This is a genomic window from Miniphocaeibacter halophilus, assembly GCF_016458825.1.
Lineage (GTDB): Bacteria > Bacillota > Clostridia > Tissierellales > Peptoniphilaceae > Miniphocaeibacter > Miniphocaeibacter halophilus.
Map to the genome: position 1 here is coordinate 1,784,065 of NZ_CP066744.1, position 14,970 is coordinate 1,799,034.

At 29.1% G+C, this 14,970-nt stretch carries 15 protein-coding genes and 1 tRNA gene; 15 read left to right on the top strand and 1 reads right to left on the bottom strand.

All coding sequences use genetic code 11. The annotated features are described in order from the left end of the window. Nucleotides 1-19 precede the first annotated feature (19 nt). The 14 genes from uvrC to JFY71_RS08900 all read left to right on the top strand — a co-directional run bounded on the left by uvrC (nt 20) and on the right by JFY71_RS08900 (nt 13,960). On the top strand, nt 20-1,867 hold the full coding sequence (gene uvrC, locus JFY71_RS08835; protein ID WP_243660442.1) for an excinuclease ABC subunit UvrC: 1,848 nt from the start codon (nt 20-22) through the stop codon (nt 1,865-1,867). Further along, a complete protein-coding gene (gene hprK, locus JFY71_RS08840) occupies nt 1,864-2,793 on the top strand; it encodes an HPr(Ser) kinase/phosphatase (RefSeq protein ID WP_243660443.1) in 930 nt (309 codons plus the stop codon). The genes uvrC and hprK overlap by 4 nt, the downstream gene beginning before the upstream one ends. 80 nt (nt 2,794-2,873) lie before the next feature. Further along, entirely contained in the window at nt 2,874-6,425 is a 3,552-nt protein-coding gene (gene nifJ / locus JFY71_RS08845; RefSeq protein ID WP_243660444.1) for a pyruvate:ferredoxin (flavodoxin) oxidoreductase, read from the top strand. 140 nt (nt 6,426-6,565) lie between these two features. Then, nucleotides 6,566-7,372: a MerR family transcriptional regulator gene (locus JFY71_RS08850; protein WP_243660445.1), complete on the top strand. Its 807-nt coding sequence runs from the start codon at nt 6,566-6,568 to the stop codon at nt 7,370-7,372. Nucleotides 7,373-7,396: 24 nt separating this feature from the next. Further along, a complete protein-coding gene (locus JFY71_RS08855; protein ID WP_243660446.1) occupies nt 7,397-7,936 on the top strand; it encodes a ClbS/DfsB family four-helix bundle protein in 540 nt (179 codons plus the stop codon). Between the two features lie 88 nt (nt 7,937-8,024). After that, nucleotides 8,025-8,441: a GNAT family N-acetyltransferase gene (locus JFY71_RS08860; protein WP_243660447.1), complete on the top strand. Its 417-nt coding sequence runs from the start codon at nt 8,025-8,027 to the stop codon at nt 8,439-8,441. Between the two features lie 130 nt (nt 8,442-8,571). Next, a complete protein-coding gene (locus tag JFY71_RS08865) occupies nt 8,572-8,934 on the top strand; it encodes a YccF domain-containing protein (RefSeq protein ID WP_243660448.1) in 363 nt (120 codons plus the stop codon). 105 nt (nt 8,935-9,039) lie between these two features. Further along, nucleotides 9,040-9,474 carry a hypothetical protein gene (locus JFY71_RS08870; protein WP_243660449.1) on the top strand — a complete coding sequence of 145 codons (435 nt, stop codon included), beginning with the start codon at nt 9,040-9,042 and terminating at the stop codon, nt 9,472-9,474. Between the two features lie 174 nt (nt 9,475-9,648). Further along, nucleotides 9,649-9,786, top strand: coding sequence for a hypothetical protein (locus JFY71_RS08875; RefSeq protein ID WP_243660450.1), 138 nt, complete (start codon nt 9,649-9,651; stop codon nt 9,784-9,786). A gap of 131 nt (nt 9,787-9,917) precedes the next feature. Further along, nucleotides 9,918-11,249 carry a cell wall-binding repeat-containing protein gene (locus JFY71_RS08880; protein WP_243660451.1) on the top strand — a complete coding sequence of 444 codons (1,332 nt, stop codon included), beginning with the start codon at nt 9,918-9,920 and terminating at the stop codon, nt 11,247-11,249. Between the two features lie 121 nt (nt 11,250-11,370). Beyond that, nucleotides 11,371-12,612 carry a DNA polymerase IV gene (gene dinB, locus JFY71_RS08885; protein WP_243660452.1) on the top strand — a complete coding sequence of 414 codons (1,242 nt, stop codon included), beginning with the start codon at nt 11,371-11,373 and terminating at the stop codon, nt 12,610-12,612. A 70-nt stretch (nt 12,613-12,682) separates the two neighbouring features. After that, nucleotides 12,683-13,105: a GlcG/HbpS family heme-binding protein gene (locus JFY71_RS08890; RefSeq protein WP_243660453.1), complete on the top strand. Its 423-nt coding sequence runs from the start codon at nt 12,683-12,685 to the stop codon at nt 13,103-13,105. Nucleotides 13,106-13,162: 57 nt separating this feature from the next. After that, nucleotides 13,163-13,582 (top strand): cytidine deaminase family protein, encoded by a 420-nt coding sequence (locus JFY71_RS08895; RefSeq protein WP_476739013.1) that lies wholly within the window; start codon nt 13,163-13,165, stop codon nt 13,580-13,582. 90 nt (nt 13,583-13,672) lie between these two features. Next, complete coding sequence (locus JFY71_RS08900) at nt 13,673-13,960, top strand: DUF4491 family protein (RefSeq protein ID WP_243660454.1); 288 nt, start codon at nt 13,673-13,675, stop codon at nt 13,958-13,960. A gap of 289 nt (nt 13,961-14,249) precedes the next feature. Here JFY71_RS08900 and JFY71_RS08905 read toward each other — a convergent pair. Beyond that, nucleotides 14,250-14,336, bottom strand: a tRNA-Leu gene (locus tag JFY71_RS08905). Between the two features lie 160 nt (nt 14,337-14,496). Here JFY71_RS08905 and JFY71_RS08910 point away from each other — a divergent pair. After that, entirely contained in the window at nt 14,497-14,958 is a 462-nt protein-coding gene (locus JFY71_RS08910; protein ID WP_243660455.1) for a YbaK/EbsC family protein, read from the top strand. Nucleotides 14,959-14,970 lie beyond the last annotated feature (12 nt).

The window sequence follows — 14,970 nt, forward strand, 5'->3', positions numbered from 1 at the left end:
GTAATAAATAAGGAGTTTAATGTTTGATATAAGGGAAGAATTAAAGCGACTACCAGATAAACCTGGTGTTTACATGATGTTTAACGAAGATGATGAAATTATTTATGTTGGTAAAGCTAAAAACTTGAAAAAGAGAGTAAGGCAATATTTTACAAGTACTAGTAACCAAACTGAAAAAGTAATTGAAATGGTTAAACATATAAAAAGATTTGAATATATTATAGTAGATAATGAAGTAGAATCATTAATTCTTGAATCTAATTTTATAAAAGATAAAAAACCAAAATATAATATTTTATTAAAAAATGGTGAAAAATATCCCTTTATAAAAATTAATAATGAAAAATTTCCAAGAATAATTAAAGATAGAGTAATTAAAAAAGATGGAGCTAAATATTTTGGACCTTTTCCTAATGCATATGCTGTTACAGAAATAATAGAAATTTTGCAAGATATGTTTAAAGTACGAAGATGTAATTTAAATTTTGACAAAGGCCAGTATTTAAAGAGACCTTGTCTATACTACTATATAAAAAAATGTAGTGGACCTTGTATTAAAAATATTTCAGAAGAAGAATATTTAAAAAACATAGAAGAAGTTGAATTGTTTTTAAAGGGCAAGGAAAGCAAAATAATTGATGAGACAAGGGAAAAAATGTTACAGGCTAGTAAAGAATTAAATTATGAACTAGCTGCAAGATATAGGGATAATCTACAAAATATAGAAACAATTATAGAGAAACAAAAAGTTAGAAATGCTAAGGGAACAAATATGGACATAATTGCATTAGCTAGAAACGGTCCGGATATATGTGTTCAAGTATTTTTAATGAGAAATGGTAAGATAATAGATAGAGAACATTTTTCAATAGAAGATGAATTCTATGAAAAAGATAGTGAAATTATGAGCTCTTTTCTAAAGCAGTTTTATTTAGATATGGCTTTTATCCCAAAAGAAATTTTAGTAGATATTCTACCTGAAGATTTAGATACCTTAGAGAAGTATTTAAGTAATGAAAAAGGTAGCAAAGTGAAAATTGTAAAACCTCAACGAGGAGAAAAGGTAAAACTTGTTGAAATGGTGGAAACAAATGCTAAAGAAATGTTGGAAAAACATATAACTAGTAAGCAAAGAAGAGAAAGAAATAAGGATGCTGCAGTTAAAGAGTTAAAAGAATTAATAGGTATAGATGATACAAGAAGAATAGAGTGTTATGATATTTCTAATATTTCAGGGGTACAATCGGTTGGCTCCATGATTGTTTTTGAAAATGGAGAAAAAACACCAAAGGAATATAGAAAATTTAAAATAAAGACAGTAGAAGGCGCAGATGATTACGCAAGTCATAGGGAAGTATTAACAAGGAGATTTTCTAGATTTATAGTTGAAAATAAAAAAGGGAATAATTTATCAGGCTTTGGAAAAAGACCATCATTAATAATAATGGATGGAGGTAAAGGACAAGTTAATATTGCTAAAGATGTTCTTAAGGAATTTAATTTAGCAATACCTGCTATTGGCCTGGTAAAAGATGATTTTCATAAAACAAGGGGAATAATTTATGAAAATCAAGAATATCCATTAAAAGTATCCTCAGCTTTATATAGAATGCTTTTCCAAATTCAAGAAGAAGCACATAGATTTGCAATTAACTATCATAGAAAATTAAGAGAACATGACTTAAAAAAATCTCAGTTAGATGAAATTGAAGGAATTGGAAATATACGAAAAAAAGCTTTAATAAAGCATTTTAAATCAATTGATAAAATAAAAAAAGCTTCAATTGAAGAGTTAATGGAAGTAGATAAGATTAATAGATCAACTGCGGAGAATATTTATAATTTTTTTAAAGAGGAGAAAAATTGAAAGGTATAAAACTTAGTGACTTATGTAAGGAACTCGACTTAGAAATTATTAAAAAAAGTTCGGATTTTGACGAAGTTTTTATAACAAATGCACAAGTAAATAGACCTGGTATTCAGCTGGCTGGTTTTTATGAACAATTTCCTTTTAAAAGATTACAAATAATTGGGAAAACAGAAAATGTTTATTTAAATTCTATGGATAATAGTATGCGATACGAAAGAGTAAGAGGTATTTTATCCTATAAAATTCCATGTTTAATATTTTCCCATAATCAGGAAATTAATGAAGAAATAATAGACCTAGCTGATTATTATGATAGAACTTTACTAAGATCTGCAAGATCTACTACAAGATTAATTTCAAAAATAGACGATAAATTAGAATATGTTTTAAGTGAAGAAATTAGTATGCATGCAGGTTTAATGGAAATTTACGGTGTAGGAGTTTTAATAATTGGCAAAAGTTCCGTAGGAAAATCTGAAACTGCACTGGATTTAATTATTAGAGGTCATAGATTAGTTGCAGATGATGTTGTAGAAGTTAGAAAACTAGAAAGAGGTTTAATGGGACAAGCTCCTAAAAATATAAGACATTTTCTTGAAATAAGAGGAATTGGAATATTGGATATCCAAAGATTGTATGGAGTTGGAAGTGTTAAATCTCAAACTGAAATAGATATGGTCATTGCCTTAGAACAATGGGATGATGACAAAGAGTATGATCGTTTAGGAATAGATGACGAATATACAGAAATTTTAGGAGTAAAAGTTAATCAAATTACTGTACCTGTTAAACCAGGTAGAAATGTTGCTATGATTGTAGAGGTTGCTGTAAGAAACTTTAGACAGAGATCCTTTGGATACAATGCAGCATTGGAATTAAATAAAAGACTTATTGCAGATATGCAAAATGAGTCACAAAGTTGACAATAATTTTTAAAAGAGTATATAATTACTCGGTATATAAATTATTAAAATATATAGATACTTTATAGGGGGTATAATTAATGGCAAAACATATGATGACTATGGATGGAAACATGGCTGCAGCCCATGTTGCGTATGCATTCACAGATGTAGCATCAATTTATCCAATAACTCCGTCTTCAACAATGGCGGAATATGTAGATGAATGGTCTGCGAATGGAAGAAAGAACATATTTGGTCAAAAAGTACTAGTTTCAGAATTACAATCTGAAGCAGGAGCAGCAGGAGCAATGCACGGTGCTTTAGCAGCAGGTTCATTGGCTACTACTTTTACAGCTTCTCAAGGATTATTATTAATGATTCCAAATATGTATAAAATAGCAGGGGAATTATTACCTGGTGTATTCCACGTATCAGCTAGAGCTTTAGCTTCTCATGCATTAAGTATATTTGGGGACCACCAAGACGTTATGGCAGCAAGACAAACAGGATTTGCTTTATTAGCTTCAGGTTCTGTTCAAGAAGTTATGGACTTAGGTTCAGTAGCGCATTTAGCAGCAATTAAAGGTAAGGTACCATTCTTACATTTCTTTGATGGTTTTAGAACTTCTCATGAAATTCAAAAAATCGAAGTTATGGATTATGATGAATTATCAAAATTAGTTGACTATGATGCAATTAATGAATTTAGAAATAATTCATTAAACCCTGAAAGACCAAAGACAATGGGAACAGCACAAAACCCAGATATATATTTCCAATCTGTTGAAGCTTCAAACAACTACTATGATGATATAGTTGGAGTAGCAGAAGATTATATTAATGAAATAAACAAAATTACAGGAAGAGACTATGGTTTATTTAACTATTATGGAGCAGAAGATGCAGAAGACATAATAGTAGCTATGGGATCAGTAACTGAAACAATAGAAGAAACTATTGATTACTTAGCAGCTCAAGGTAGAAAAGTTGGTGTTGTAAAAGTTCATTTATACAGACCATTTTCAAAAGAGCATATGCTAAACGTAATACCAAAGACTGTAAAAAGAATTGCAGTTTTAGACAGAACTAAAGAAAAAGGATCACTTGGAGAACCTTTATATCTAGATGTTAAATCTGCTTATTATGATGAAGAAAATCAACCAATAATCTTAAGTGGTATTTACGGATTAGGTTCAAAAGATACAACTCCAGCACAAATAGTTGCAGTTTATGACAACTTAATAAGTGAAGAACCAAAGAAGAGATTTACAATTGGTATAGTAGATGATGTAACAAATAGATCATTAGAAGTTAAAGAAGGCATTCACACTTCTCCTGAAGGAACTATTAACTGTAAATTCTGGGGATTCGGTTCTGATGGTACAGTAGGAGCTAACAAATCAGCTATAAAAATTATAGGTGATGGTACAGATATGTACGCTCAAGGTTATTTTGAATATGATTCTAAAAAATCTGGTGGAGTTACAATTTCTCACTTAAGATTTGGTAACCAACCAATAAAATCAACTTACTATATAGATAGTGCAGATTTTATTTCATGTTCAAAACAATCATATGTTAATCAATACAAATTATTAAGAGGTCTTAAAAAAGGTGGTACATTCTTACTTAACTGTATTTGGTCACCAGAAGAATTAGAAACTCATTTACCTAATTCAATGAAAAGATATATTGCTGAAAATGACATTAATTTCTATATAGTTAATGCATCTAAAATTGCAGCAGACATAGGATTAGGCGGAAGAATTAACATGGTTATGCAATCAGCATTCTTCAAACTTTCAAAAGTATTACCATTAGACGAAGCTATTACAAGATTAAAAGAAGCAATAGTAAAAGCTTATGGTAGAAAAGGTGAAGATGTAGTAAATATGAACTATAAGGCTGTAGACGAAGGAGTTAATTCAGTATTAAAAATTGACGTTCCAGAAGCTTGGGCTAACTTAGATGCAGATGATACTAAAGATGAAAATCTTCCAGAATTCGTTAGAGAAGTAGTAATTCCTATGAATGCTCAAGAAGGAAATGACTTACCAGTGTCAAAATTTGCAGATAGAGCTAATGGAGAATTCCCAATGGGAACTTCAGCTTACGAAAAAAGAGCAATAGCTTTAGAAGTGCCAGAATGGCAAATAGATAATTGTATACAATGTAACCAATGTGCTTATGTTTGTCCTCATGCAGTAATTAGACCGTTCTTAGTAACAGAAGAAGAAAAAGCTAATGCACCTGAAGGTTTTGAAACTAAAAAAGCAATAGGTAAGGGATTAGAAGACTATACATTTAGAATTCAAGTTAGTACATTAGACTGTACAGGTTGTGGTAACTGTGCTGACGTATGTCCATCAAAAGAAAAAGCTTTAATAATGAAACCTTTTGAAGAACAATATCAAGCACAAAAAGACAATTGGAATTATGCACATGAAAAAGTTGGATATAAAGAAGATTTAGTTGCAGACACAACTGTAAAAGGTAGTCAATTTAAACAACCATTATTAGAGTTCTCAGGAGCTTGTGCTGGTTGTGGAGAAACTCCTTATGCTAAATTAATAACTCAACTATTTGGTGACAGAATGATGATAGCTAATGCTACAGGTTGTTCATCTATTTGGGGTGGTTCAGCTCCAGCAACAACTTATTGTCAAAATTCAGCAACAGGAAAAGGACCTTCATGGGCTAATTCATTATTTGAAGATAACGCTGAATATGGTTTTGGAATGCACTTAGGTGTTGAAAAAACTAGAGAAAAAATTAAATTCTTAATGGAAGAATTCTTAGAATTAAATATAGATTCACCACTAAATGATCCATTTAAAGCTTGGGTAGAAGGAATAGACGACGTAACAGCTTCAAAAGCTGCAACTGGTGATATTTTACCAAACTTAGTTGCTAATACTGGAAATAATGATGCAGATAAAATAATTAAAGAAATAATATCAAGAAAAGATTATTTAATTAAGAAATCTGTTTGGATATTTGGTGGAGACGGATGGGCTTATGATATAGGTTACGGTGGATTAGACCATGTAATTGCTTCTGGACAAGACGTAAATATTTTAGTAATGGATACAGAAGTATACTCAAATACAGGTGGTCAATCATCAAAATCTACTCCAACAGCAGCTGTAGCAAAATTCGCAACAGCAGGTAAGAGAATAAGAAAGAAAGACTTAGGATTAATGGCTACAACTTATGGCTATGTTTATGTAGCACAAATAGCTATGGGTGCAAACCAAGCACAAACAATAAAAGCTATAAGAGAAGCTGAAAGTTATCCAGGTCCATCATTAATAATAGCTTATGCTCCATGTATTAACCATGGTATTAAGTCTGGTATGGGTAAATCTCAAAAACAAGAAAAGAAAGCTGTAGAAGCTGGTTACTGGCATCTATATAGATTCGATCCTAGACTTAAAGAAGAAGGAAAGAATCCATTCCAATTAGATTCAAAAGAACCAAAAGCTTCCTTCCAAGAGTTTATTAACTCAGAAGTTAGATATACTTCATTAAAGAGATCTTTCCCTGAAGAAGCAGAAACACTATTTGCTGAAGCAGAAAGAGATGCTAACGAAAGATATGCTAACTACAAGAGAATGGCAAGCTACGATTATAGCAAAACAGAAGAATAAAATTTAAGGGCCATGCAAGTGCATGGTTCTTTTTTTTGTCTTTTTTTAAAATAGCACGAAACTTTAGAATTAATTTTAAATTAATTGACTCTCCTATAATGGGAGAGGTTATAATAAGAATAATAAGAAAGAGGTGGGTTATGTTTAAAATTGGTGAATTTTCAAAACTTTCAAACATTACAATTAAAATGCTAAGGCATTATGACGAAATAGGTTTATTAAAAGCTGATAAAGTAGACGAAAATACAAATTACAGGTATTATTCAGCAAATCAGTTAGAAAAAGCATCTAAGATAACGGTATATAAGGAATTAGGATTTTCTTTGAAAAAAATAAAAAACTTAATTGAAAATGAGCATAAAGAAGAGGAGTTATTATCCTATTATAAAATAAGAATAGAGGAAATAAAAGAAGAACAAGAAAAATTAGAAAAACAAATACATAAACTTGAAATAGTGTCTGATGCAAATAAAAACCTAAATATGATTAATTACAATGTAGTAGAAAAAACAATTCCACAGCGTAGGATAATTTCTCTAAGAAAGAAAATACCTACTTACTATGATGAAGGAATACTTTGGAATGAAATATATGAAATTATTACTAAAAATAATATAAAACCTATTTATGATGGATATACTATGGCTATTTATCATGATGATGAATATAAAGAAGAAGATATAGATATAGAAATTCAAGTTACAGTAGAAGATAAAGAGGATTATGACGATGTAAAATTTATAAGGACAGAAGAGCAAAAAGTAGTTTCAGTAACTTTTTCAGGTTCATATGAACAAATGCCAAAAGTTGCAGAGGCGGTAGCTTACTATATAGAAGAAAATAATTTAAGTTTAACCGGTAAGATGGTAAATATTTTTCATGTTTCTCCGGCGCAAACCAAAAATGAAGAGGAATATGTTACAGAGGCATGTTATTTTATTAAATAGTAACTTTAGAAAGAAGGAAAATCTATGGCAAGAGCTACAAGTAAAAAAGATTTAATTGAATCATCAAATTTACAGTATGATAAATTATGGGATATAATAAATACAATGACAGAAGAAGAAAAGCTTAGTACTTTAGATTATGGAGATTTTATAGGAAAAGAGGCTCATTGGAAGAGAGATAAAAATCTTAGGGATGTTTTAATTCATCTGTATGAATGGCACCAACTATTTTTAGACTGGGTAAATAGTAACTTAAAAGGGAAGGAGAAATCCTTTCTACCAGCTCCTTATAATTGGAGAAATTATGGTCAAATGAATATAAAATTATGGGAAAAACATCAGAATACCAGTCTAGAGACTTCAGAAGAAATATTAAGGGAAAGTCATAACGATGTTATGAAATTAATTGATGAATTCTCAAATGAAGAATTATTTATGAAAAAGATATATTCATGGACAGGTGGTTCTACATTAGGAAGCTATGCTGTATCAGTAACCTCAAGCCATTATATTTGGGCAATAAAAAAATTGAAAAAATCCTTGAAGGTATTAAGAAATAAATAAAAAATTATAGAAAATATAATATAATTAAAGACAGAATAGCTAGCAGTTACATGCTATTCTGTTTATTTTTATATGTTAGAGGGAAAATATGCATAAATTTTTTGACAAATTAAATGAGGATATAATTAAAATTAGAGAAGAGGTTTTTATAAAGGAGCAAGAGTTTAATAATGAGTTTGATGAAATAGATGAAAATTCCTTACTTATACTATACTATTATAATGAAAATCCGGTTGCTACAGCTAGACTTTATGAAGATTTAGAAAATAAAAACGAATATTTTATAGGTCGAGTTGCAGTTTTGAAAGATTATAGAAAATATGGAATAGGAAAAGAAATCATAGAAATATTAGAGGAAAAGGTAATTAAATTAGGAGGAAATAAAATAAAACTATCAGCACAAAAGGAAGTGGAAAGGTTTTATAAGAAATGTGGTTTTAGGCGAATAGGTGATATTTATTATGATGAATGGTGTCCTCATATAAAAATGGTAAAGGATTTATAAATTATTCATTAATAATTATAAAAATTAGAAATATAAAAATGTAGACTAATTGTAATATTTACAGCAACAAAACTATAAGATTAACCTTTATAATATAGTTAAGAATATAAATTATTAGGAAGGGATAGTTATGGGGTGTTTAGGAAATTTATTATGGTTTATTTTTAGTGGTTTCTGGCAGGGACTTAGTTGGACTTTAGCCGGAATTCTTTGGAGTATAACTATAATAGGAATACCAATAGGAAGACAATGTTTTAAAATAGCTGGTTTGGCTTTTTTTCCCTTTGGTAAAGAGGTAGAATATGGTCCGGGAACGGCAATGTCTACAGTAGCAAATGTTTTATGGATAATAATTAGTGGAATACCACTTGCTATTGCAGCAATAGGAAATGGCATATTATTATGTATAACTATAATTGGAATTCCATTTGGTTTACAATGTTTTAAATTTGCAAAATTGGCATTAATGCCTTTTGGAACAAGAGTATATTAAGGAATGAAGTAAGAAGAACTTTTTTAGTTCTTCTTTTTTTGTCACAAAATCATAGTTTTTCTTGTTTTTATTATAAAGGGTATAAGTATAATAAGGAGGAAGGCTATGAAAAAAAGATTTATTTTACTAATAACTTTATTAATTATTCCAGTAATACTAGGTGCTTGTAGGTCTGATGAAAGTAAAAAAATATTTAAAGATTATAATTTAGAAACTGAAAAAATAGTATTGTCGGATTGGTTTTTGAAAGACGGAAAAAGAATAGAGCTAACTGATGCCAAAGATATTGAAAACATAATAAAAGCGCTTGAAAATATAGAATATACAAAACTAACAGGAGGTAATATCTATAAATTAGCAATGCCTTATGAAATGAAGTTTAATGAGGAAATATCAATTTACTTTGAGCCAAATACAGGACTTAGAATTATTTCAATAAAAGGTGAAGAAGGAATTCAATATGAAGCAGAGGAAAAAGATGTAGAGGAAATTAACGGTCTTTTAAAAGAATATATTAAAGAAATAGAAGAATATAATTAATATAGAAATGATTTGGGGGAATATGATTTTACTACAGATAAAATAGAATTATTTGTTTTATATGATGAAAATATTATATTTGAAATTAGGGATAAGGAGGATATTAATGAAATAATAGATAATTTTAAATAATTTAAATATAGGGAATTAGATGACGCTCCTCTGAAAATAGCCATGGAGTATAAAATAAAATTTAGTGAAAATTTTGATGTTATTAAAATAAATGATGAAAAACCCCAGTATCTACTAAATAGTATTTTAGAAACAGAAGTAAATAGACTTAAGGTAATTTTAGATAAATTTGTTAAATAATATTGTTAGAATATATATTCATTATAAAGAAGAAGGTTTTAAATTTATTATTATGAAAGTATTATATTTAAATCATTAGAAATGTTTGGTTTGATAGTCTAATCTTCTATAACTCAAGAAAGGAAAGAAAAATGAAAAAGAGATTGTTTAAAATAATTATATCTGTAGTATTTATTCTAGGAATGGTATTTCCTAAAATATCATTAGCTAATGAAAGGGATTTAGATATTTCAAGAATTTCTGGAGCTGATAGGTACGAAACAGCTGTGGAGGTTAGCAGAAAAACCTTTCCAAAAGGAAGCAAATATGTAATAGTTGCCAGTGGAGAAGATTTTCCTGATGCGTTGGTTGGTGGAACTTTGGCTAGTCAAATAGATGCACCTATATTGCTAGTTACTAAAAATATTGTAACATCTCAAACTAGAAATGAAATTAAAAGATTGAAACCAAGTAAGATATATATTTTAGGGGGAATTGAAACCATATCGAAAAATGTTGAGGATAATTTAAAAATTTTAGGAACTACTGAAAGACTAGCAGGAAAAGACAGATTTGAAACTGCTCATGAAATCTCTTCAGCATGTTTTAGGCATAGTGGTAGTCCTACACCAGGAGATACATTTGCAGTTATAAACGCTTATAATTTTGCAGATTCATTAAGTGCTCCTACATTTGTTGGACAAAGCACAAAAAATCATGAAACTCACTCAGTAATTACTGGACTATTTCTTTATTCAGAACCTACTTTCCCACATATTATTTTTGGTGGCATAGATTCCATTCCTAGACAAGCAAGTGAAGAATATGAAGAAACAGGAATACGCTATGCCGGATCTAATAGATATGGTACAGCTGTAGAAGTGGCGAAAGCATATAAAACCTATTTAAATCAAGATATAGACACTATTGTTCTAGTTGATGGAACAGATTATCCAGATGGATTAGCTTCCGCATCGGTGGCGAGTATGAATAATGGAGCTATATTACTTACAAATCCAAAAAACTTGTCAAAAGAAACTAAAGAATACATTGCTAGCAATAAAAATATTAGAAATATAATAATTGTTGGTGGAGAAAATTCTGTTTCAGAGAATGTTGAAAAAGAATTAGAAGATATAGTAGGAAAGAATATATTTGCAGCTTTAGACTTAGCAACAGACAATATCTCTATAACTCATCGCTTAAGTGAATGTATTTGGGAAATAAGGGACAAAGAAGAAATAAAAGAAATTTCAAATATATTGAAAAGTTTAAACTATAGAAAACTTGAAGGGGATAATATTACTAAAACTATATTACTTGATAAAATTATTATAAATGATAAGTTAACAATTAATATAGATTTAGAAAAAGGCTTTAAAATAATAGGCTTAAATGGAGATTCAAAGGTACAGTATGAACTACAAGAGGGCTCTAATGATGAAAGATTAATGGAGATAATAAAAAAACATATATGTAAATAATTAATAAATATTAAAGAGCTATTTATCTAAAGGGCTCTTTTTTTATTGGAAATTTAAAAAAAGTATTATATAATAAATACACGAACATATGTTCGATATATTTATTTAGGAATGGTTGAGTATGAATAGAAAAAATAGAGTAATTTTACATAGTGATATGAATTCCTTTTATGCATCTGTTGAACTAATTGATTATCCACAGTATAAAGGACTGCCTTTAGCTGTAGGAGGAGATGAGGAAAATAGACATGGTATTATTCTTGCTAAAACTTTAGAAGCTAAAAAAATGGGCGTTAAAACGGGAGAGGCTATTTGGGAGGCAAAAAAGAAATGTCCTAATTTAATAATTTTACCTCCTCATTATGAAAAATATTTATATTATTCCAAAAAAGCTCATGACATATATTATGATTATACAAATCAGGTTGAGCCCTATGGAATGGATGAATGCTGGTTAGATGTTACAGGCTCTATTAAACTATTTGAATCGGGAGAAAAGATTGCAGAGGAAATAAGAAATAGAATAAAGAAAGAATTAAGCTTAACTGTAAGTATTGGAGTTAGTTTTAATAAGGTTTTTGCAAAATTAGGTAGTGATATGAAAAAACCCGATGCAGTAACTATTATTAATAAGGAAAATTTCAAAAATATTGTTTGGCCTTTAAAATGTGAAGAATTAATAATGGTAGGAAAGGCGACTAAAAAGAAATTAAATAAAATCGGAATAAAAACAATTGGAGATATAGCTAAAACAAAAGTAAATATATTAAAAAACATTTTAGGAATAAATGGAGTAAAACTATGGAAATGGGCTAATGGAATAGATGATTCAGAAGTAAGGGATTACCATTATAAGTCATCGGTAAAAACCATAGGACATGGAATTACAACTAAATCTGATTTAGTGAATGACAATGAAGTAAGAGATGTTTTTCAAGAACTAGCTCAAGATATTTCAAGAAAACTAATAGAATATGAGTTGTTGGCAACAGGAGTTGCAATTAACGTAAGAAGCAATCTATTAACCAGAAAAACATTTCAAAAGAAATTAGCCTATCCTACATTTTCATCTTTAGAATTAACAGAGGCAGCAATGGAACTGTTTAAACAATATGATTGGAATAGTAATTTACGTACTCTTACAATAAGAGCAATAGATTTAATAGATGACAATTATGCTTTTCAAGTATGTATGTTTGAAAATATAAAAGAACATGAAAGAAATATAAAACTAGAAAATACTATTTATTCAATAAGAAAAAAACATGGAGAAAACTGTATTACCTATTGTAATCTTTTAGTAAATGATAAAATGCCAACAGATGATAGGGAAAAAGTAATAATGCCCTATAGCTATAATTAGGTTTTAATATTAGAAATAGGGTAGAACTATTATACAAGATTATATAAATTAATTTAAAGGAGGAAATATTTTGAAAAAAACATTACTTACTTTAGAGTTATGCAATAAGTTGTCTAAAGAGTCAGAAAAAATACAAAAGGAAATTGGAGTGGACATGTCAGTAGCGATTTCTGATAAATATGGAAATTTAATCTATTATTATAGATTTGGAGATGCAATACTTCCTAGTATAGAGATTTCTCAGAAAAAAGCCTACACAGCTGCAGTAGTTAGACAAAGTACAAGGGAATTTGGGGAAATTGCAAGAGTTGATGGAGATGCATTTGGTATTAATATAACAAATTCCAAATTAGTAATATTTGGTGGTGGATATCCACTTATAGTAAAAGGAGAAGTTATAGGAGGGCTTGGAGTAAGTGGTGGAAGTGTAGATGAAGATGAAAAAGTAGCAAAATACATATTAGAAGTATTTAAAGAGGAAATGAAAAAATAGAATAAAAAGCAATAGTTATTAGTTATAATATAATAAATTTAAAACAGAGAGGAATATTTGATGGAAACATGGGAAAAGCTTTATTATGAAGCAAGAAAAGAATATAAACCAGCAGAAGTTTCCCCTTTTGTCTATGCTCACCATGTTGTATGTGCTATTGAAGCAGGAAATGGAGAAATTTACACAGGTTTTTGTATCGAAAGTACCTGTGGAGTATTGGACCTATGTGCTGAAAGAGTGGCAGCTTTAAATATGTATATGAGTAGTGGACAAACTAAGATAAAGCGTTTAATAGCATTTCGAAACGAAAAGCCTAAAGAATTTGGAGGAATGCCTTGTGGTGCTTGTAGAGAATTTTTAATGCAGTTAAATATTGAAAATGAAAACATGGAAATTATGGTAGATTATGATTTAAGAAAGACCATTACTTTAAAAGAATTACTTCCAAATTGGTGGGGAAGGGAAAGGTACAAATAATTAATAGAGTCAAACTATACTCTAATAAAGATTTTAAATTATTATTTATTCTATTGATAAAATAATAAAGTTATTATTAGGGAGGTTACAATGAAAGGCGTATTAATAGGACTAATTACCTTTTTAATTATAGGAATATTTCATCCAATAGTTATTAAAGGCGAGTATTATTTTGGAGTAAAAATTTGGCCTATTTTTGCAGTTCTAGGTATTATCTTTATAGCTTTAGGTTTTTATATTGAAGAAATTTTTTGGTCAGCAATTTTAAGTGTACTGGGCTTTACTTGTTTGTGGAGTATATTGGAATTATTTGAACAGAGACAAAGAGTAAGAAAGGGATGGTTTCCTGAAAATCCTAAGAGGAAGAAGGGAAAATAAAACCTGCTGTTAAAATCAACAAATATTTAGATACTATAATTTTTTAATTTTCACTATATTAAAAATTAATATAAGTAGTTACTATTGTAATAATAGTATGAGAACTTTAAGAGGAAATTTACCTAGTATATTTAAAGAAGGTTGCTAGAAAATTTAGATTTAATATTATATATTGCCATTAAAGATATTATAATTTTAATAAATAATATTGGATTAAAAAAGACATGATTTAATTTAAAATCATGTCTTTAATATTATGCTGAATATATTTTAATAGTGTGATTATGCATGGTGCCGGAGGCGGGGGTCGAACCCGCACGATGTTGCCACCACGGGATTTTGAGTCCCGCGCGTCTGCCAATTCCGCCACTCCGGCAAATCAGTACTTTATTATAATAGCATATACCTGTATTTTTTACAATAAAAAAGTCTAGTTGTGATATAATATTTTGTAAATAATGTAAATTTATATGAGGTTATTTATGTATAATTAATAATAAGAGTTTGTAGTTATGGTATAATATTTCGGAGGAATTATGAGTTTAGATAAAGCAAGAGAATATATTAAAAAATTTAATTTAGATAATAAAATTTCGGTTCATGATGAATTGATATCAACAGTTTCAATGGCGTCTGAACAAATTGGATGTAGTGAAGGACAAATTGCTAAATCTTTGGCTTTTAAAATAAAAGATGAAGCCATAATAGTAGTCATGGCAGGGGATAAAAAAATAGATAATAGAAAATTCAAAGATGAGTTTAAAATTAAAGCTAAAATGCTTACTCCAGAAGAGACTTTAGAAAAAATAGGACATGAAGTAGGTGGTGTTTGTCCTTTTGGTATTAAAGAAGGTGTGAAAGTTTATTTAGATAATTCTTTAAAGGATTATGATAAAGTTCATCCTGCTTGTGGAAGTAAAAATAGTTCTATTGAATTGACAATTGAAGAATTAGAGACATTGTCTAACTATATTGCATGGGTAGACATTAGTAAATAATCGTATTAAAAA